This is a genomic window from Burkholderiales bacterium (assembly GCA_036262035.1).
In the GTDB taxonomy this organism is placed as follows: domain Bacteria; phylum Pseudomonadota; class Gammaproteobacteria; order Burkholderiales; family SG8-41; genus JAQGMV01.
Window position 1 is genome coordinate 394943 of sequence record DATAJS010000005.1, and the last position, 20053, is coordinate 414995.

17 protein-coding genes are annotated in these 20053 nt (G+C 66.5%); 10 read left to right on the top strand and 7 right to left on the bottom strand.

Translation table 11 applies throughout. From position 1 onward, the window contains the following. Nucleotides 1–70 precede the first annotated feature (70 nt). Nucleotides 71–745 carry a DNA repair protein RadC gene (gene radC / locus VHP37_04815; GenBank protein ID HEX2825645.1) on the bottom strand — a complete coding sequence of 225 codons (675 nt, stop codon included), beginning with the start codon at nt 743–745 and terminating at the stop codon, nt 71–73. A 110-nt stretch (nt 746–855) separates the two neighbouring features. Between radC and coaBC the strand changes: the two genes are divergently transcribed. Genes coaBC through VHP37_04835 form a run of 4 tightly spaced genes read left to right on the top strand, consistent with a single transcriptional unit; the run spans nt 856 to nt 3387 of the window. Then, entirely contained in the window at nt 856–2055 is a 1200-nt protein-coding gene (gene coaBC / locus VHP37_04820; GenBank protein ID HEX2825646.1) for a bifunctional phosphopantothenoylcysteine decarboxylase/phosphopantothenate--cysteine ligase CoaBC, read from the top strand. A 60-nt stretch (nt 2056–2115) separates the two neighbouring features. Next, the gene (dut, locus tag VHP37_04825) at nt 2116–2565 is read left to right on the top strand and encodes a dUTP diphosphatase (protein HEX2825647.1); all 450 of its coding nucleotides are present in this window, start codon (nt 2116–2118) and stop codon (nt 2563–2565) included. Further along, entirely contained in the window at nt 2562–2939 is a 378-nt protein-coding gene (locus VHP37_04830) for a CbiX/SirB N-terminal domain-containing protein (GenBank protein ID HEX2825648.1), read from the top strand. Before dut ends, VHP37_04830 begins: the two co-directional genes overlap by 4 nt. A gap of 10 nt (nt 2940–2949) precedes the next feature. Then, entirely contained in the window at nt 2950–3387 is a 438-nt protein-coding gene (locus VHP37_04835) for a DUF192 domain-containing protein (GenBank protein ID HEX2825649.1), read from the top strand. Between the two features lie 107 nt (nt 3388–3494). On the opposite strand, the gene VHP37_04840 is transcribed toward VHP37_04835, so the two are convergent. The 3 genes from VHP37_04840 to ybiB form a co-directional block, all read right to left on the bottom strand. Further along, nucleotides 3495–3998, bottom strand: coding sequence for a urate hydroxylase PuuD (locus VHP37_04840; GenBank protein HEX2825650.1), 504 nt, complete (start codon nt 3996–3998; stop codon nt 3495–3497). A 286-nt stretch (nt 3999–4284) separates the two neighbouring features. Next, the gene (locus VHP37_04845; GenBank protein ID HEX2825651.1) at nt 4285–4866 is read right to left on the bottom strand and encodes a superoxide dismutase; all 582 of its coding nucleotides are present in this window, start codon (nt 4864–4866) and stop codon (nt 4285–4287) included. A gap of 74 nt (nt 4867–4940) precedes the next feature. After that, nucleotides 4941–5900 carry a DNA-binding protein YbiB gene (ybiB, locus tag VHP37_04850; protein ID HEX2825652.1) on the bottom strand — a complete coding sequence of 320 codons (960 nt, stop codon included), beginning with the start codon at nt 5898–5900 and terminating at the stop codon, nt 4941–4943. 263 nt (nt 5901–6163) lie between these two features. On the opposite strand from ybiB, the gene VHP37_04855 reads away from it, so the two are divergent. Next, nucleotides 6164–6961: a YaiO family outer membrane beta-barrel protein gene (locus tag VHP37_04855; GenBank protein HEX2825653.1), complete on the top strand. Its 798-nt coding sequence runs from the start codon at nt 6164–6166 to the stop codon at nt 6959–6961. 9 nt (nt 6962–6970) lie between these two features. Here the strand turns inward: VHP37_04855 and VHP37_04860 are convergent, their stop codons facing one another. From VHP37_04860 to VHP37_04870, 3 genes are all read right to left on the bottom strand, one after another. After that, nucleotides 6971–7654, bottom strand: a complete 684-nt coding sequence (locus tag VHP37_04860) for a protein-L-isoaspartate(D-aspartate) O-methyltransferase (GenBank protein HEX2825654.1) — start codon at nt 7652–7654, stop codon at nt 6971–6973. Nucleotides 7655–7860: 206 nt separating this feature from the next. Beyond that, a complete protein-coding gene (locus tag VHP37_04865) occupies nt 7861–8250 on the bottom strand; it encodes a PsiF family protein (GenBank protein HEX2825655.1) in 390 nt (129 codons plus the stop codon). 76 nt (nt 8251–8326) lie between these two features. Further along, entirely contained in the window at nt 8327–9283 is a 957-nt protein-coding gene (locus VHP37_04870; protein HEX2825656.1) for a hypothetical protein, read from the bottom strand. Between the two features lie 152 nt (nt 9284–9435). Here VHP37_04870 and glgB point away from each other — a divergent pair, with 152 nt between their 5' ends. From glgB to glgX, 5 genes are all read left to right on the top strand, one after another. Beyond that, nucleotides 9436–11313 carry a 1,4-alpha-glucan branching protein GlgB gene (glgB, locus tag VHP37_04875; protein ID HEX2825657.1) on the top strand — a complete coding sequence of 626 codons (1878 nt, stop codon included), beginning with the start codon at nt 9436–9438 and terminating at the stop codon, nt 11311–11313. Continuing rightward, nucleotides 11303–13471, top strand: coding sequence for an alpha-1,4-glucan--maltose-1-phosphate maltosyltransferase (locus VHP37_04880; protein ID HEX2825658.1), 2169 nt, complete (start codon nt 11303–11305; stop codon nt 13469–13471). Before glgB ends, VHP37_04880 begins: the two co-directional genes overlap by 11 nt. An 11-nt stretch (nt 13472–13482) precedes the next feature. After that, the gene (gene treS, locus VHP37_04885; protein ID HEX2825659.1) at nt 13483–16800 is read left to right on the top strand and encodes a maltose alpha-D-glucosyltransferase; all 3318 of its coding nucleotides are present in this window, start codon (nt 13483–13485) and stop codon (nt 16798–16800) included. 120 nt (nt 16801–16920) lie between these two features. After that, nucleotides 16921–17649: a hypothetical protein gene (locus tag VHP37_04890; protein ID HEX2825660.1), complete on the top strand. Its 729-nt coding sequence runs from the start codon at nt 16921–16923 to the stop codon at nt 17647–17649. 235 nt (nt 17650–17884) lie between these two features. Continuing rightward, on the top strand, nt 17885–20014 hold the full coding sequence (glgX, locus tag VHP37_04895; GenBank protein HEX2825661.1) for a glycogen debranching protein GlgX: 2130 nt from the start codon (nt 17885–17887) through the stop codon (nt 20012–20014). Nucleotides 20015–20053: the final 39 nt, after the last annotated feature.

Consider the following 20053-nt stretch of genomic DNA (forward strand, 5'->3'; position numbering starts at 1 on the left):
GGGCGGTCCGCAAGGAGGGAAACCTCGGTTTCCCTCCTTGGCGTTACCGGGCGAAGCCGAGCGGGGCCTGCTAAAGCAGGCCCCGCTCGGCAAACGACATCGCCGCGTCCCCGCCGACCACGAAATGGTCCAGCACCTTCACGTCCACCAGCGCCAGGGTGTGCTTGAGGGTCTGAGTGAGCGCCTCGTCGGCCCGGCTCGGCTCCGCAACGCCCGACGGGTGATTGTGCGCGAAAATCACCGCCGCGGCGTTGTAGTGCAGCGCCTGCTTCACGATCTCGCGGGGGAATACGCTGGTCTGGGTCAGCGTGCCGCGGAAGAGCTCTTCGACCTCCAGCACCCGGTTCTGCGCGTCGAGAAAGACCCCGACGAAGACTTCGTGCGCCTTGCCCTGCAGCCTCAGCCGCAGGTAATCGCGCACCGCCTGCGGCGACGAGAGCGCCGCGCCGCGGGCGAGCGTCTCGCGGAGCGCGCGGCGGCTCATCTCGAGCACGGCATGGAGCTGAGCGTACTTGGCGTCGCCGAGCCCCGCGATGCCTTCGAACTTCCTCTTGTCCGCGGTGAGCAGCGCGTGCAGCGAGCCGAAGCGCTTCAGCACCTCGCGTGCAAGGTCGACGGCGGTCATCCCCTTGATCCCGGTCCGCAGCAGGATCGCGATGAGCTCCGCGTCCGACAGGAACTCGGGTCCCTTCGCGAGCAGCTTCTCGCGCGGCCTTTCCTCCAGCGGCCAGTCGACGATTCTCATGTCGCGCCCTCCCCTGTCAACCGCTTGTGTGACTAACGTCGCATGTGCGTGCGTCGTCGCCAAGCCATGCGGTCTAAGCTACACTGAGCGCCGCCCGAAAGTGTCCTTACGTGACTGAAACCGCTAAGAAAAAACTCCTCCTCGGCGTGACCGGCGGCGTCGCCGCGTACAAGTCGGCCGAGCTCGTGCGCCGCCTCTCCGAGCGCGGCTTCGAGGTGCACGTCGTGATGACCGCAGCGGCCTGCCGCTTCATCACGCCCGTGACGATGCAGGCGCTGTCGGGAAATCCCGTCTACACCGACATGTGGGACGCGCGCATCCCCGACAACATGGCGCACATCGAGCTCTCGCGCGACAAGGCGTTGATCGTCGTCGCGCCCGCGACCGCCGACTTCATGGCGAAGGCCGCGAACGGCATCGCCGACGATCTGCTGTCCACGCTGTGTCTCGCGCGCGACTGTCCGCTTGCGGTCGCCCCCGCGATGAATCGCCAGATGTGGGAGCACCCGGCGACGCAGCGCAATGTCGCGCAGCTTCGCGCCGACGGCGTCGAGGTCTTCGGCCCCGCGAGCGGCGGCCAGGCGTGCGGCGAAATCGGCATGGGCCGCATGCTCGAAGCGGTGGAAATCGCCGACGCCGTGTCAGCGCTCCTCGCCCCCAAAGCGTTATCCGGAGTGCGCATGCTGATCACCGCCGGCCCGACCTTCGAAGCGGTCGACGCGGTACGCGGCCTCACCAACAAGAGCTCGGGCAAGATGGGTTATTCGGTCGCGCGCGCCGCGATCGACGCGGGTGCGAAGGTCACGCTGGTGTCGGGGCCGACGAGCCTTGCCGCGCCGGCGCAGGCGGAGCGCGTGGACGTCGTCTCGGCGGAAGAGATGCTGAACGCGGTGAAAGCGAGAGTCGCGAACGCCGACATCTTCGTGAGCGTCGCCGCGGTCGCCGATTACCGGCCCGCCAGGCCGAGCGAGCAGAAGATCAAGAAGACCGACGCCGCGATGACGCTGGAGCTCGTGCCGACGACCGACATCCTCGGCACCATCGCGGCGCTGCCGAACGCACCGTTCTGCGTCGGGTTCGCGGCGGAGAGCGAGAAGCTCGAGGAATACGCCGAAGCCAAGCGCAAGCGCAAGAAGCTGCCGCTCCTCGCGGCGAACCTCGCGCAGGAAGCGATCGGCGCGGATGACAATCAGGTCATCCTCTTCGACGACGACGGCGCGCATCCGCTGCCGCGCGCGGCGAAGGAGACGGTGGCGCGACAGCTCGTCGCGCACATCGCGAAGTTATACGGGAAGAAGCGGCGGGGCTGAGAGGCTCTGCCGGAAAGTCAGAATGGATTCCCGCCTGCGCGGGAATGACGAACGCTCCGGATGAAATCGATCGAAGTCAAAATCCTCGACGCGCGGCTGCGCGAGCAGATGCCCGCGTACGCGACGGCGGGCAGCGCCGGCCTCGACCTGCGCGCGTGCCTGCAGTCGCCGCTCACGCTCGAGCCCGGCCAGACCGAGCTCGTGCCTTCGGGCATCGCCATCCATCTCGCCGATCCCGGCCTGGCCGCGATGATCCTGCCGCGCTCGGGCCTCGGCCACAAGCACGGCATCGTGCTCGGCAACCTCGTCGGCCTGATCGACTCCGATTACCAGGGGCAGATCTTCGTCTCGACGTGGAACCGCGGCCGCGCAGCTTTCACCATCGAGCCGATGGAGCGCCTCGCGCAGCTCGTCGTCGTGCCGGTGATACAGGTCGGCTTCGAGGTCGTGGACGAATTCCACGCGAGCAGCCGCGGCGCCGGCGGCTTCGGCAGCACGGGCAAGGCTTGAAGACGGGCGTCGTGCTGTTCGCTCACGGCTCGCGCGATCCCGAGTGGGCGCGGCCGTTCCGCGCGATCGAGCGCAAGGTCGCGCAAGCGAACGCCGACAAGACCGTGGCGCTCGCTTTTCTGGAGCTCATGCAACCTACGCTGCCGGAGGCGATCGATCGCCTGGCCGCCCAAGGCTGCGCGCGCATCACCATCGCGCCGCTCTTCATGGCACAGGGCGCGCATCTGAAGCGCGATCTCGCGAAGATCGTCGAGGAGGCGCGTGCGCGTCATGCGAGCGTCGAGCTCGCAACGCTTCCCGCGGCGGGTGAAGCCGATACGGTCATGGGCGCCATCGCCGCGTGGATCGCGGACAACGTCGATTCGAAGACATGAAAGGACGACAGTGAAGCAGCTCTTCGCCGCATTGGTGCTCGTCGCAGTCAGCGCTCTGGCGCGCGGCGCCGAGCTTCCCGAGATTCCGCTGACCATCGCCGGTCACAAGGCGACCGCGGAAGTCGCCAGCACCGACCCGCAGCGCGCCACGGGGCTGATGCACCGCCGCATGCTGCCGGAGAACCGCGGCATGCTCTTCGTCTTTCCGGACATCGCGATGCACGGGATGTGGATGATGAACACCTACGTGCCGCTGTCGGTCGCCTTCCTCGACCGCGAGGGCCGCATCATCAACATCGAGGACATGCAGCCGCAGACGCAGAACTCGCACACCGCGGCGAAGCCGGCGAAATATGCGCTGGAGATGAACCTCGGCTGGTTCGCCAAGCGCAACATCAAAGCGGGCACCAAGGTCGAAGGACTGGAGAAAGCGGGCCCCGCCCGATAGACAACGAAAAGCCCGCGTCGCCGCGGGCTTTGAAGCGCCGAGCCGCCTCAAGCTTTCGGTGCTGATTCAACGCGGCCGAAAGCAGGTTTTTGCTTTCGGCCGGTTTTTTATCCGAAGACCGCAGTCCTGAACACCCCGCCGCTCGCGACCATGAAGAAGACCATGGGTATCGAGAGCATGGTGTTCGTCCTCGATGCGAGGAAGGCGACGCGGCGCGCTTTAGCCTTCTCTTCGTCGCTCGCGGGCTTCATGCCGAGGATCTTCTGCTGGTTGGGCCAGATCAGCACCCACACGTTGAAGATCATGATCGTGCCCAGCCACGCGCCGACGCCGATCGCGTAGTAAGGCGCGGCACGGAACAGGAACGCGTCGAGGAAGTGCGCGCCGAGGACGGCGGCGCCCATGACCCACGTGGCCACCGCGCCCCAGCGGAACCAGAAGAGCGCGCGCGGTGCGACGTGCTTGGTGATGCCGGCGCCGGTGCCGTCTTTCGCCGCTTCCGCGAGCGCGGGCACCTGCACGAAGTTGAAGTAATAGAGGAGGCCGATCCACATGATGCCGGAAAGGATGTGGAGCCAGCGGCCGAGCCCGAGCTGTATGAATTCGCCCATGGTCCCTCCCCTATTGCAGCGCGAAGCGAACGACGTTGTAGAGGATCAACGTGAGCACGACACCGCTTATGACCGTGCCCCACAGTGAATCGAGTGGATTCTTCATGGCGCCCTCCAAGTTGGTGTAGTAGTTCTTCTCGGACTGCGGCGGCTAGAGTACCGGAAACCGTACGGCCGAGGCAATACCGACGGTATGCGCGCAAAAAAGGGCGCTCGAGGCGCCCTTTGCGTTCATGACAACGTGGTAGCGCGTACGCCGCCTGGTTCCTCGCGGCGAAGGCGCGTCTTACGCCGCGAAGTTCCTCGCGGCGAAGTCCCAATTCACCACGTTCCAGTATGCGGCCACGAAATCGGGCCGCTTGTTGCGGTAATCGACGTAGTACGCGTGCTCCCACACGTCGAGCGTGAGCAGCGGCTTCGCCTCGGTCGTGAGGGGCGTGAACGCGTTGGAGGTGGTCTCGATGCCGACGCTGCCGTCGGGACGCCTGACCAGCCACGCCCAGCCCGAGCCGAACACCGCGACCGCGGCGGCCGAGAACTTCTCGCGGAACTCCTCGAACGATCCGAACGCCTCATCGATCTTCCGCGCGAGCTGGCCGGTGGGCTTGCCGCCGCCGTTGGGCGACATGCTGTGCCAGAAGAACGTGTGGTTCCACGTCTGGGCGGAGTTGTTGAAGATGCCGCCCTGCGATTTGCGCACGATCTCCTCGAGCGGCATGTTTTCGAATTCGGTGCCCTGGATGAGCTTGTTCAGGTTGGTGACGTACGTCTGGTGATGCTTGCCGTAATGGAACTCCAGCGTCTCGCGCGAGATGTGCGGCTCGAGAGCGTTCATCGCATAAGGCAGCGGGGGCAGTTCGTGTTGCACTTCGTGTCTCCTTACGAGTTGCTGTGTAGCGCAGCGCGCATCGCGGGGCGCGACGCACGGGACCGCCGATGATATCAGGCCGCGAGCAGACTTCCGGTCTGCACGGCGGCGATGGCTTTCGCCTGATTCATGTCGACCGTGTAGCCGGCGCCGTAGAGGCAGCAGGCGATCTGGTTCACGAGGGGCAGCGGCATCGGAAGCTCGCCGCGCATGATCGCGCGCGTCCATTCCGCGGTGCCCCGCGCATCGTTCGTGCGCGGAACATTCGACGCGCAGCGTACGCTGCCCGCTTCCGCTTCGAAGAGTAATTCGCCTCTGCCGTTGCGTATGAGCTCCAGGACGGGCCTGCGCCGCGGATCTGCAAAAGGGTCTCCGTGGCCCGCGTCGAGCAGCAGATGGTTGCCTGCGCGCTCGCGTAACAGACCACGTAGCAGCCGCCGTTCCCGCTCGTCGGCCGCGGCGACGACGGTCAGCCCTTCGCCGCGAAAGGGATCGACGAAGCGCGCGAGGCGCTCGGCGAAACCGCCGAAGCCGATGCGGCCTCTCAATGCGAGCAGATCGGCGAGGCCGGGTGACAGCACGGCGGTGGGCACGAAGGCGAAGCCCGCCTCGTCCAGCTCTTTTTGCGCCTGCGACAGCGTGACGCTCGGCAGGAGGCCGAGCTCGCGAAAGACCTGCGCCGACACGACGCGCCCCGGCGTGCCCAGCACGCCGTGGACGACGACCTGCAGCGTCAGCCGCTGCAGCGCGAGGGCGAGGAGCGGCAGGAGGTTGGGACCGTCGGCGCTGCCGATGTGGCCGGCCAGCACGACCGGGCGCACCCCCGACGGATGGGCACGCAGGCGAAAGCAGCGCTCGGACAGCGCGGACTCGCAGCCCGCGAGCTCGGCGATCTCGTCGGCGCGCGCGTCGAGCAGCGCCAGCAATGCGCCCTGCTCGAGCTCGGGAACGCCGCCGTCGAGCAAGGCCGCGGTCGTCTGACGCGCCACGGCTTCGGACAGGCGCTCGCGCCGAGTGAGAGTCTTCAACGCCACGGCCAGGCTCATCTCCGCCTTTCGGGCCGCCCTGTCGCGACCGTTAAACACGATGGCGGCTGTCAAAAGCAACGCCTATGCCAATGAGATAAGCGCTTGGCTGCAGGCGATTTCGCCCGGCGGACGCGCGCCAGCGGTGCGTTGCGTGCGCGCAACGGCCGCTTTTTGGTGCGGCAAAAGCCCTCGAAATATGCCTTCCGGAATACCCTCGAACCGTGGGTGTATTAGAATTGTTCAAACCAAAACTAGAAACAGGGGCGATCATGAGAACAGCGACTTACGCGTGGCTCATCGCCGGTTTGGTTTGCTGTCAGGGTATTTCCTACGCGGGTGAAGGGTCTTCGCTGCGCGGGCTCAAAGCCCCGCGGGACTCGGTCGAGGCGGTGGGCTTGTCCTTGGCCGCGGACCGCACCGAACAGGGACTCGACCTGCATGCTGCCGCGCTGCGTGACGACCTCGCGCCGAGGCTGACGCTGTACACCGGCACGCGCGAGTCTCTCCACTTTGCCGCGGGCCATGCCGCTTACACCACGAGCCTGCATCAGGCCGCGGGACTGCCGGCAAGCGCGATCCCGCATTCGCCTTTCGATCCGCGCTTCACGGGCGCGCCCCGCTACACGCTCTCCAGCCAGGTCACGCAAAGCCTGCCCGGCGGCTGGGGCGTCGGCTTCGGACTGCGCCAGACCGATTACGGCTTCGCGACGGGCAACCTGCTGGCGCTGTCGGCCGAGCGCTACTTCGGCAACGTTCGCGGCGCGTACACGCTGTATTCGAACGGCGCGAACGGCGGCGGCTTCGGCGCCGCGCATCGCTTCCAGGTCAACTACCTCTACGGCGAGCGCAACGTCGTCGGTCTCGCCTACACCACGGGCCGCGACATCGAGAACATGAACATCTCGGCGGTCGGCCTGCCCGTCGCGGACAGCCGCGACGTCACGCTCTCCGGCCGCCACTGGCTCTCCACCAACTGGGCGCTCACGTACGACGTGGTGTCCCAGGAGCAGAGCCTCTGGAACAAGAGCCGGCAGGGCCTGCGCCTCGGGGTGAGCCGCAGCTTCTAGGCGTTCGCCTCATTTCCCGCCGCCGGTCAGCGGCACGAAACGCACCGCGAGCACCGGGCGGCGGCTCACGCCGCCGTCGCTGCCCTTCCGGATCAGGTACAGCGTCTGCGCGCCCAGTTGCGGGCCGAGCGGGATGACCAGCCGTCCGCCCGGCCTGAGCTGGCGCGTGAGCTCGTCGGGCACCTCCGGCGGCGCGGCAGTGACGATGATCGAATCGAAAGGCGCCTGCTCGGGCCAGCCCTGATACCCGTCGCCGATGCGCGTCTCGACCGACGCGTAGCCGAGCTCCTTCAGCCGCCTCGAAGCCTCGCGCCCGAGCGGCTCGACGATCTCGATCGAATAGACTTTCGCGCCGAGCTCGGCGAGCACGGCAGCCTGGTAACCCGACCCGGTCCCGATCTCGAGCACCTTGTCGCCGGGCTTGATCTCGAGCAGATCGGTCATCAGCGCGACGATGAAAGGCTGGGAGATCGTCTGGCCCTGTCCGATCGACAGCGGCTGGTTGCGGTAGGCGACGCGCTCGTCGCCCGCGGCGACGAGCCGATGCCGCGGCACGCGCGCGAGCGCCTGCATCACGCGATCGCTCAGGGCGTCGCGGCCGGTCTCCGTCGCGGTCTCGCGGGTGGTGCGCGCGATGTCGTCGAGCATCGCCCGCTTCTCGGCGGCGTAGCGGTCCTGGGCGTCGGCGTCCATGGCGAGCGCGGAAGCAAGCAGCGCACCTTTGAGCGCGCGCCGAAAGAAAAAGGGCATACCCATAAGAGTATGCCCTTTCCCGCGCAGCGGAAAAAATGGATCCCCGCCTGCGCGGGGATGACGACGCGCGCCTGCTGGCGACTCGTCAAGCGGAAAACGGATCCCCGCCTACGCGGGGATGACGAGTCGCGCTTGCGCGCGCCTCGTCACTTGGAGAGGCAGTCTTTCATGAAGGCTTTGCGCTCGTCGCCTTTCATCTTCTTCTCGCCGGCTTCCTTGTTGCAGGCTTTCATCTTGTCCTGCTGGGCCGCCTGTTTGGGCGTGGCCTCGGCTTTCTTGTCCATCTCCCCGCCGCCCTTGAGGCACGAGCTCATGAATTTCTTGCGGTCGTCGCCTTTCTTGTCGCCGGCCTTGGCCGAGCAGTCCTTCATCCGTTCCTGCTGGGCCTTCTGCTTCTCCGACGGCTCCTTCTTGTCGCCCTTGGCGGACTTCTCGGCGGCCATCGGCGACTTCTTTTCCGCGTCCTTGGCCTTGTCCTGGGCGAACACCGGCGCCGCCGCCAGCATGAAGCACACCGCCGCGATCAAACCTTTCATATCTCCTCCCGTGAAGTGGCGCCGGCCGCTGCCGGCACTCACCTAACGCGCCAGCGCGGCGTTCCGCTGACAGCGCCTATCTTTCCGAGCCCTTGATGAATTCGTCGAGCACGGCGCACCACGCCGCGGCGAGATTGCCTCGGTTGTAACCGCCGCCGCCGAAACCCATGATGCGGCCGTCGCACAGCTCGTTCGCGAGGCCGCAGAGGCTGCGCGCCGCGTGGGCGTGTGCTTTCGGGGTGTACTGCAGGTGCGCGAGCGGGTCGCCCGCGATGCTGTCGGCGCCGCACTGGAAGATGATGAATTCCGGCTGGTGCGCGCGCACGTGGTCGACGACGCGCTCCCATGCCGCGTAGAACTCGGTGTCGCCCCAGCCGGGCTGCATCGGGATGTTGAGCTTGAGGCCCGCGCCCGCTCCCTTGCCCTGCTCGTAGTCGTGGCCGGTGCCGGGATAGAGATAATGACCGTCCTCGTGGATGTCGGCGTAGACGAGGTCCGGATCTTCTTCGTAGGGATAGTAGAGGCCGTCGCCGTGATGCACGTCGATGTCGACGTAAGCGACGCGCTTGACGCCGTACTGGCTGCGCAACGTATCGATGACGACGCCGCAATCGTTGAACACGCAAAACCCGGCCGCGCCCGCGCGGCGCGCGTGGTGCAGGCCGCCGATCGGTTGGAAGGTGCGCAGCGTCTCGCCGCTCATCACGCGGTCGAGGCCGTTGAGCGCGGCGCCGACCACGTTGGCGGACGCATCGTACACGCCGGGATACGCCGGGGTGTCTCCGTAGTCGATCGAGCCGTAGCCTTCGTGCGACAGCACGCGCACGCGCTCGACGTGCTCGTGCTTGTGAAAGCGCTCGATCTCCTCGCGCGTCGCCTCGCGCGGCTCGCGCAAGCTGACGCGGCTCGGCAAGCCTTGTTTCGCCGCCTCTTTCCAGAACGCGTCCTGCCGGTCGGGGCCGAACGGGTGTCCGTGCGGAAACCCGTAACGCCCGAGCGCATCACCCACGTAAAGCTCGACTTCCTGACTCATCGCGCACCTCCGTCGCGGAATTATGAACGATGCGCGCAGCTCCGCCCCGCGTGTGGTAATTGTTGCGCTTGCGTGCGCTCTTATGGCCCATGCCTGGTGCAAGGTCTCAAGTACAGCGGCAGGCCGAGGAATTGCTTCCGCGACTGAAAGCCATGACCAATCTCACCGATCACGACATCTACCTCTTCAGGGAAGGTAGCCACGCCCGGCTGTACGAAAAGCTGGGCTGTCACTTCGTGTCCGACGATACCGCGCATTTCGCGGTATGGGCGCCCAGCGCGCGATCGGTCGCCGTCGTCGGCGACTTCAACGGCTGGACCGCGGCCGCCAACGAGCTCAAGCCGCGCTGGGACGGATCGGGCATCTGGGAAGGCGACGTCTCCGGCGTCAAAGTCGGCGCCGCTTACAAGTACCGCATCGTGTCGCCGTACGGCAGCGCCACCGACAAGGGCGATCCGTACGCGCTGTACTGGGAAGAGCCCCCGCGCACCGCGTCGCGCGTGTGGAAGCTCGATTACGAGTGGAACGACACCGACTGGATGCGCAGCCGCGCTTTGATGAACGGCCTCGCCGCGCCGATGTCGATCTACGAAGTGCACCTCGGCTCGTGGCGGCGCGGCGCCGACGGCAAGTCGCTGACCTACCGCGCGATCGCCCACGAGCTCGTCGAGCACGTGAAGCGCACCGGCTTCACCCACGTTGAGATCATGCCCATCACCGAGCACCCGTTCTACGGCTCGTGGGGCTACCAGACGACGGGCTACTTCGCGCCGACCTCACGCTACGGCTCGCCGCAGGATTTCATGTACTTCGTCGACACGCTGCACCAGAACGGCATCGGCGTTATCCTCGACTGGGTGCCTTCGCACTTCCCGAACGACGAGCACGGGCTCTATCGCTTCGACGGCACCCACCTCTACGAGCACGCCGATCCGCGCCAGGGCTTTCACCCCGACTGGAACAGCGCGATCTTCAACTACGGCCGGCACGAGGTGCGGGGCTTCCTCACGTCGAGCGCGCTGTTCTGGCTCGAGAAATATCACCTCGACGGCCTGCGCGTGGACGCGGTCGCCTCGATGCTCTACCTCGATTACGCACGCAAGCACGGCGAGTGGATACCGAACCAGTACGGCGGGCGCGAGAACCTCGAAGCGATCCACTTCCTGCGCAGCCTCAACGAAGCGGTGTACCGCGACCATCCCGACGTCCAGGTCATCGCGGAGGAGTCGACGGCGTGGCCGATGGTGTCCCGCCCGACCTACATCGGCGGCCTGGGTTTCGGCCTGAAGTGGAACATGGGATGGATGCACGACACGCTGCATTACTTCAGGGAAGACCCGGTTCACCGCAAGTATCACCACGGCGAGCTCACGTTCTCGCTGATCTACGCGTTCAACGAGAACTTCGCGCTGCCGCTCTCGCACGACGAGGTGGTGCACGGCAAGGGCTCGCTCATCGGCAAGATGCCGGGCGACAACTGGCAGCAGTTCGCCAACCTGCGTGCGCTGTACGGCTACATGTGGGCGCATCCCGGCAAGAAGCTCCTCTTCATGGGCGGCGAATTCGGCCAGCGCCGCGAATGGCAGCACGAGGAAAGCCTCGAATGGTGGGTGCTCCAGTACCCCGACCACAGCGGCGTCATGCACTGGATCGCCGATCTCAACAGGGTCTACGCCTCCGAGCCCGCGCTGCACGAGGTCGATTTCGAGCCCGGCGGCTTCGAGTGGATCGACGCGCAGAACGGCGAGATGTCGACGCTGTCGTTCGTGCGCAAATCGCGCGACGGCCGGGACATGATCCTCGTGGTCTGCAACCTGACGCCGGTGCCGCGCGAGAACTTCCTGCTCGGCGTGCCGCAGCCGGGCTTCTGGCGCGAGATGCTCAATTCGGACGCGGCATGCTACGCCGGCAGCGGCGTCGGCAACTCGGGCGGCGCGCACTCCTCGCCCGTCCCGGCCCATGGCCGGTATCATGCGATTCGCATAACCCTGCCGCCGCTGTCGGTGGTGTATTTCAAGCATGAGCGCTAAGACCACACGAAAAGAACCCAAAGTAGCCGCCGGAAGTAACGACGCGGCAAGAGCGGCCGCGCAAGGCGCGCCGGGCACCGCAGCCGAGAAGCTCGAAGGCACGACTTTGAGGCCGCGCGCGCCCCGGCAGAGCAAATCCGGCGCGCAGAGCGATCCCGGCGCTGCGAAGCCCGCCCGGCGCGGCGGGCAGGACGGGCGCATCCGCGCGATCATCGACCGCGTCATCCCCGAAGTCGACTGCGGCCGCTTCGCGGTGAAGCGCGTGGTCGGCGACACCATGAACGTCGAGGCGCACGTCTTCACCGACGGCCACGACACGCTCGCGGTCGTGCTGCGCCATCGCCACGAGAGCGAGAGCGAATGGCGCGAGACGCCGATGGCGCTGCGCTACAACGACGAATGGCTCGCGAGCTTTCCGCTGCAACGCCTCGGGCACTATCACTACTCGGTGATCGCGTGGGTCGATCACTTCCTGTCGTGGCGCAACGAGTTCAAGCGCCGCGTCGATCCCGCGGACATCGCCATCGCCGCGCGCGTGGGCGAAAAGCTCGTCCGGCACGCGGCCGAGCGTGCCGACGGCGACGACGCGAAAAAGCTGGGCGAATGGGCACGCAAGCTCGGCTCGGCGAAAGACACCGAGGAGATCAAGCGCCTCGTGCTCGACGACTCGCTGGCGGAGATCGCCAGGCGCTATCCCGACCGCAGCCTCGCCGCCGAATACGACAAGGGCCTGCGGGTTTTCGTCGACCGCGAGCGCGCGCGCTTCTCGAGCTGGTACGAGTTCTTCCCGCGCTCGACCGGAAAGGACGGCAAGCACGGCACGTTGCGCGACGCCGCGGCGCGCCTCGACTACGTCAAGGGACTCGGCTTCGACGTCGTGTACCTGCCGCCGATCCACCCGATCGGCAAGGTGAAGCGCAAAGGCAGGAACAACGCGCTCGAAGCCGCACCCGGCGATTACGGCAGCCCGTGGGCGATCGGCTCGGACGAGGGCGGCCACAAGGCCATACACCCGGAGCTCGGCGGCATCGAGGATTTCCGCGCCCTGGTCGCGCGCGCGAAAGAGCTCGAAATCGACGTCGCGCTCGACATCGCGTTCCAGACCGCGCCGGACCATCCGTATGTCAAGGAGCATCCGTCGTGGTTCAACTGGCGCCCCGACGGTACGGTGCAGTACGCCGAGAACCCGCCCAAGAAGTACCAGGACATCTACCCGTTCAACTTCGAATCGGACGACTGGACGGGTCTGTGGGACGAGCTCAAGAGCGTCTTCGATTACTGGATCGACGAGGGCGTGCGCGTCTTCCGCGTCGACAACCCGCATACCAAGCCCTTCCCGTTCTGGCAGTGGGCCATCGGCGAGATCCAGCGTCAGAATCCGGACGTGATCTTTTTGGCCGAGGCGTTCACGCGGCCGAAGATCATGCACCGGCTCGCGAAGCTCGGCTACACGCAGTCCTACACGTACTTCGCGTGGCGCAACACCAAGCGGGAGCTGATCGAGTACTTCAACGAGCTCGCACACGGCCCGGGCGCGGAATACTTCAGGCCGAACGTGTGGCCGAACACCCCCGACATCCTCACCGAGCATCTGCAGCACGGCGGGCGCCCGGCGTTCGTGTCGCGCCTGCTGCTCGCCGGCACCCTCGCCGCCAGCTATGGCATCTACGGTCCCGCTTACGAGCTTTCGGAGCGCGTGCCGCGCGAGCACGGCAGCGAGGAATACCTCCACTCGGAGAAATACGAGATCCGCAGCTGGAACCTCGAGCGCGAGGACAGCCTGCGTTACCTCATCGCGCGCGTGAACCAGATCCGCCGCGAGAACCCGGCGCTGCAGAACGACAGGACGCTCACCTTCGTCGGCACCGACAACGACCAGCTCATCGCCTATCTCAAGGTCACGCCGGACCTTTCGAACGCGCTGCTGATCGTCGTCAACCTCGATCCCCACCACCGGCAGACCGGCTGGGTCGAGGTCGATCTCGACGCGCTCGCGCTCGCCCACGACGCGCCGTACCAGGTGCACGATCTGCTGACCGACGCCTGCTTCCACTGGCGCGGCCGCCGCAACTACGTCGATCTGGGCCCCGGCATGGGCCACGTCTTCGCCGTCGGGCGGCACATGCGCGACGAGCGCGACACCGACAACTTCGCATAAAGATAATGCCTATGGATCGCCCCGTTGCAGCGATGGCTGCGACCGACGTCATGACCGCGGACGACCCGCTGTGGTACCAGGACGTCGTCATCTACCAGCTGCACGTCAAGGCGTTCTTCGACTCGAACGACGACGGCATCGGCGACTTCCGCGGCCTCACCTCCAAGCTCGACTACATCAAGGAGCTCGGGGTCAACGCGATCTGGCTCCTGCCCTTCTATCCGTCGCCGCTGAAGGACGACGGCTACGACGTCGCCGATTACCACAACATCCACCCGATGTACGGCACGCGCGCCGACTTCCGCACGTTCATGCGCGAAGCGCACCGCGCCGGGCTCAAGGTGATCACCGAGCTCGTCGTCAATCACACGTCCGACCAGCACCCGTGGTTCCAGGCCGCGCGCCGCGCCCCGATCGGCTCGCCCAAGCGCGACTACTACGTGTGGAGCGACGATCCGGAGAAATACGCCGGCACCCGCATCATCTTCACCGACACCGAGCCGTCGAACTGGACCTGGGACGACGTCGCCAAGCAATACTTCTGGCATCGCTTCTTCAGCCATCAGCCCGATCTCAACTTCGACAATCCCAAGGTGCTGCAGGCGGTCATCAAGACCATGCGGTTCTGGCTCGACATGGGCGTCGACGGTTTCCGCCTGGACGCGATCCCCTACCTGATCGAGCGCGAAGGCACCAGCAACGAGAACGTGCCGGAGACGCACGACGTCGTGAAGAAGATCCGCGCAGCGCTCGACGTCTCGCACAAGAACAAGCTGCTGCTCGCCGAAGCCAACATGTGGCCCGAGGACGTGCGCGAGTATTTCGGCAACGGCGACGAATGCCACATGGCGTATCACTTCCCGCTGATGCCGCGCATGTACATGGCGATCGCGCAGGAAGACCGCCACCCGGTGATCGAGATCATGCAGCAGACGCCGGAAATCCCCGACAACTGCCAGTGGGCGATCTTCCTCAGGAACCACGACGAGCTCACGCTCGAGATGGTCACCAACAAGGAGCGGGACTACATGTACCGCTTCTATGCGGCGGACCCGCGCGCGCGCATCAACCTCGGCATCCGCCGGCGTCTCGCGCCGCTGATGGAGAACAACGTCGACACGATCAAGCTGATGAACAGCCTGCTCCTGTCGATGCCCGGCTCGCCGATCGTCTATTACGGCGACGAGATCGGGATGGGCGACAACATCTTCCTCGGCGACCGCAACGGCGTGCGCACGCCGATGCAGTGGTCGCCCGACCGCAACGCCGGCTTCTCGCGCGCCGATCCGCAGCGGCTCTATCTGCCGCCGATCATGGACCCGATCTACGGTTTCGAGGCGGTGAACGTCGAGGCGCAAATGCGCGAGCCCGGATCGCTGCTGAACTGGATGAAGCGGCTGCTCGCGGTTCGTAAAACCAGCCGCGCTTTCGGCCGCGGCAAGCTCACGTTCCTGCGTCCCGGCAACCGCAAGATCCTCGCGTACTTACGCGAGCTGGGGGACGAAGCGATCCTGTGCGTCGCCAACCTCGGGCGCTCCGCGCAGCCGGTCGAGCTCGATCTCGCGCGCTTCAAGGGCCGCGTGCCGCTCGAGCTCCTCGGCCGCACGCCGTTCCCGCCGATCGGCGAGCTGCCGTACATGCTCACGCTGCCCGCGCACAGCTTCTACTGGTTCAAGCTCACCACCGACGCGCCTGTGCCTCACTGGCACGAAGAACGCCTCGCGCGCGAAGACCTGCCCATCGTCATCCTCTTCGACGGCTGGATGAGCTTCTTCCGGGACAAGGTCATGCCGTGGCGCATCGCGATGGCGGAGAAGACCCGCACGCAGCTCGAGGAAGCCGTGCTGCCGAAATACGTGCAGACGCAGCGCTGGTTCGCCGCGAAAGGCGAAGCGATCAAGGGCATCCGTCTCCACGACTATGCGCTGTGGGAAAGCGGCAAGTCGACGTGGATGATCGCGCTCTTCAACACCGACGGGGGATCGCAACCGGCGTGCTATTTCCTGCCGCTCGCGCTGGCGTGGGAGGACACCGACGAGGACCGCATCCGGGCGATGGCGCCGGTGACGATCGCGCGGGTGCGGCAGCAGGCGAGCGTCGGCATACTCGCGGATGCGTTCGGCGACGAGCGCTTCGCGCGGGCGCTGGTGATGGCGATCGGCCGCGGCGGCGAGATCCCGACGGCGCGGGGCGTCATCAAGCTCGCGCCGACGCATGCGTACGCGCAGCTCGCCGGTCCCGACCTCGCGAACCTGCCGGTGCGGATAGCGGCCGGCGCGAGCAGCAACTCGATCGTCTCGATCGGCCAGCGGCTCTTCCTCAAGGCGTATCGGCGCGTGCGGCACGGCGTCAACCCGGAAGTCGAGATCGGCCGCTTCCTCACCGACGTCGCGAAGTTTCCGAACTGCGTGCCGCTCGCAGGCGTGGTAGAGCAGGCCGACAACGACGGCACGCGCACGACGCTCGCGGTGCTGCAGGCGTACGTGCAGAACCAGGGCGATGCCTGGACCTACACCCTCGAATACGTCGCGCGCTTTCTCGACACCCAGCGCGGCGCGGCCGAGGTCCCGCCGGACATCCACGGCGCGTATCTCGCGCTGGTGCAGACGCTGGGCATGCGCACCGCCGAGCTGCACAACGCGTTCGCGAAGCGCACCGGGGATCCCGCGTTCGATCCCGAGCCGGCGCTGCCGGAAGACCTCGCGCAATGGCGGCGCAAGCTGCAGGAGGAAGCGGCGGCGACGTTCGAGCTGCTCGCCAGCCGCGTCGACCAGCTTCCCCAGCCCGCGGCCGCGGAGGCGCGCGCCTTCCTCGGCCGTCGCGAGCAGGTGATGGCGCGGGTGAACGCGCTATCCATGCCGACGAACGTGGCGCTCAAGACCCGCCACCACGGCGACTACCACCTCGGCCAGGTGCTCATCAACAAGGACGATTTCATCATCACCGATTTCGAAGGCGAGCCCGCGCGCGGCCTGGAGGAGCGCCGCCGCAAGCACACCCCGCTGCGCGACGTGGCGGGTATGCTGCGATCGTTCGACTACGCCGCGGCCGCGGCGCTGCAGAAGGCGGTGGAATCGCCCGAGGACGAAGCGAAGCTCACCCCGCTCGCGGACGACTGGGAGCGCCAGGTGCGCTCCGCCTTTCTCACCGCGTACGACGAGACCGCGCGCGCGTCGGGCATCTACGCGCACAAGAGCGACTTCGACGCGCTGCTGGCGTTCTTCGAGCTGGAGAAAGCGCTCTACGAGCTGCGCTACGAGATCAATAACCGTCCGGACTGGGTGAGGACGCCGCTGGCGGGCATCATGCGATTGGTGCCGGCGGGTTGATGACCGGGTTGGATGACACGACATTTTCGTCCTCTCACCCCCGCCCCCTCTCCCCGCACGCGGGGCGAGGGGAGATTCGTGACACCGCGCCTGTAGGCGCGGCGTAAGGAGCTACCGACAATGGAATTCGACGCCCTCCTCGACCCGCTGCGCGGCGCGTGGCTGCGCTTCGGCGCGTTCCTGCCGAGCCTCACGTTCGCGATCGTCGTCGTCATCGCCGGGTGGCTGCTCGCCAAGATGGCGCGCTTCGCGGTGGTGAAGGCGCTGCGCGCGATCAACTTCAACGTGCTGACCGAGCGCGCCGGCCTCGACGAGTTCCTGCGCCAGGGCGGGATCAAGCGCGATACCAGCGACATCTTCGGCGTGCTGGTCTACTGGGTGGTGATCCTCGCCGCGCTCGTCGCCGCGTTCAACGCGATGGGCATGAACTACGTGACCGAGCTCCTGCGCCAGGTGCTGCTGTTCGTGCCGCGGCTCATGCTGGCGCTGTTGATCCTCACGCTCGGCGCGTATTTCGCGCGCTTCGTCGCGGGCGTCGTGATGGCGCACTGCCGTAACGCGGGGATACAGGACGGCGAGCTCCTGGGAAGGCTCGCGCAGTACGCGACGCTCGCGTTCGTGTTCCTGATCGCGCTCGAGCAGATGCAGATCGGCGGCGACATCGTGCGCTACAGCTTCCTCATCCTGCTCGGCGGCACGGTGCTCGCCCTCGCCCTCGCCTTCGGCCTGGGCGGCCAGGGCTGGGCTGCCGAGATGCTCGAGCGCTGGTGGCCGCGCCGCCGCGAAGACCGCCCGCGCATCGAGGACGTGACCAAGCGCAGCCAGACCGGCGGGCGCCAGGATTTCTAGTTCGAAAAGTCAAAAACTTTACCGCAGAGGACGCAGAGGACGCGGGGAAAACATCGTCATTCCCGACCGCGCGGCAGCGCGATGTGATCGGGAATCCATTCTGACTTCGAACGGTTGAAGATGGATTCCCGCCTGCGCGGGAATGACGACTCTTGCTTTTCCTTTGCGTCCTTTGCGTCCTTGGCGGTTAATATTCGCCGTCCGGCGTCAGCCGTAACGGGACATAACAACAACGATGCTCCCCTCGATCACCACCGTCTGGCCTGGACGCCCGTATCCGCGCGGCGCGACGTGGGACGGCGAAGGCGTGAACTTCGCGCTGTTCTCCGAGCACGCCGAGAAGGTCGAGCTCTGCCTCTTCGACGAGAAAGGCCGCAGGGAAGTAAAACGCATCACGCTCACCGAGCAGAGCGACCAGGTGTGGCACTGCTATCTGCCCGAAGCGCGGCCGGGCATGCTGTACGGCTACCGCGTCCACGGCCCCTACAAGCCCGAGGAAGGCCACCGCTTCAACCCCCACAAGCTCCTGATCGATCCCTACGCGCTGTCGCTGCACGGCTCGATCAACTGGAGCGACGCGCATTACGGCTTTCGCGCCGGGCACCCGCGCGAGGACCTGTCGTTCGACCGCCGCGATTCGGCCGCGGGCATGCCGAAGTGCCGTATCGTCGACCCGGCGTTCACGTGGGGCGACGACCGCCGCCTGCGCACGCCGTGGCGCGACACGATCATCTACGAGGCGCACGTCAAGGGCATGACCATGCGTCACCCCGGCGTGCCGCCTTCGCTGCGCGGCACCTACTCGGGGCTCGCCACGCCGGCGATCATCGCGCACCTGCAGCGCCTCGGCGTCACCGCCATCGAGCTGCTGCCGACGCACGCGTTCGTCGACGACCGCTTCCTCGTCCGTCGCGGCCTGCGCAACTACTGGGGCTACAACTCGATCGCGTACTGCGCGCCCGAATGCCGTTACCTCTCGAACGGCAGCATCTCCGAGTTCAAGTCGATGGTGAAGGCGTTCCATCGCGCCGGCATCGAAGTCATCCTCGACGTGGTCTACAACCACACCGCCGAAGGCGACCATACCGGTCCGACGCTGTCGTTCCGCGGCATCGACAACGCCGCCTACTACCGGCTGAAGCCCGAGAACCGCCGCTTCTACGTCGACTACACCGGCTGCGGCAACACGCTCAACACCATGAGCCCGTGCGTGCTGCAGCTCGTGATGGACTCGCTGCGCTACTGGGTCACCGAGATGCACGTCGACGGCTTTCGCTTCGACCTCGCCTCGGCGCTGGCGCGCGAGTCGTACGAGGTCGACCGCCTCGGCGCGTTCTTCGACATCATCCGGCAGGACCCGGTGATCTCGCAGGTGAAGCTCATCGCCGAGCCGTGGGACCTGGGCGAGGGCGGCTACCAGGTCGGCAACTTCCCCGCGGGGTGGACCGAGTGGAACGACAAGTACCGCGACACCATGCGCGCTTACTGGAAAGGCGACCGCGGCATCATCGGCGACTTCGCGGCGCGTCTCACCGGCTCGAGCGACCTCTACCAGCACGGCGGCCGCCGGCCGCAGGCGAGCATCAACTACGTCACCTGCCACGACGGCTTCACCCTGCGCGATCTGGTCAGCTACGACCGCAAGCACAACGAGGTGAACGGCGAGGAGAACCGCGACGGGTTCGACAACAACCGCTCGTGGAACTGCGGCGTGGAAGGCGAGACCGACGACCCCGGGATCCTCGAGCTGAGGGCGCGCCAGAAACGCAACTTCATCGCGACGCTCCTGCTCTCGCAGGGCGTGCCGATGATGCTCGGCGGCGACGAGCTCGACCGTACGCAGCGCGGCAACAACAACCCCTACTGCCAGGACAACGAGATCTCGTGGTACGACTGGCGCGCGACGCCCGAGCGGGAGCGGCTGTGCGAGTTCTTCGCACGCATGATCCGGCTGCGCCGCAAGCACCCGATGTTCCAGCGCAGGAATTTTTTTCACGGCCGTCCCCTGCCCGGCGCGGACGTGAAGGACATCATCTGGCTGAGGCCCGACGGCGGCGAGATGACCCACACCGAATGGCGCTCGGACGCCCGCGTGCTGGGCGCCTACATTTCGCGCAAGGGGCTGGCCGAGATCGACCGGCAGGGCCAGCCGCTCGCCGACGCGAGCTTTCTCGTGCTTTTCAGCGCCGAAGACCGCGAAATCCGCTTTCAACTGCCGACCTACGTGCCCGAATCGCGCTGGCTGGTCGTCATGGACACCGCCTACGAGCACCGGCTCTCGCCGGCCCACGCCATCGGCACGGGCGAGACTTACCCGCTGCATGCGCGGTCCATGGTCCTGCTTCAGGAAAGCGGCCCGGCCTGAGTCATGCTTCTACGGACGCGAGCACCGTGTGCCCGAGTC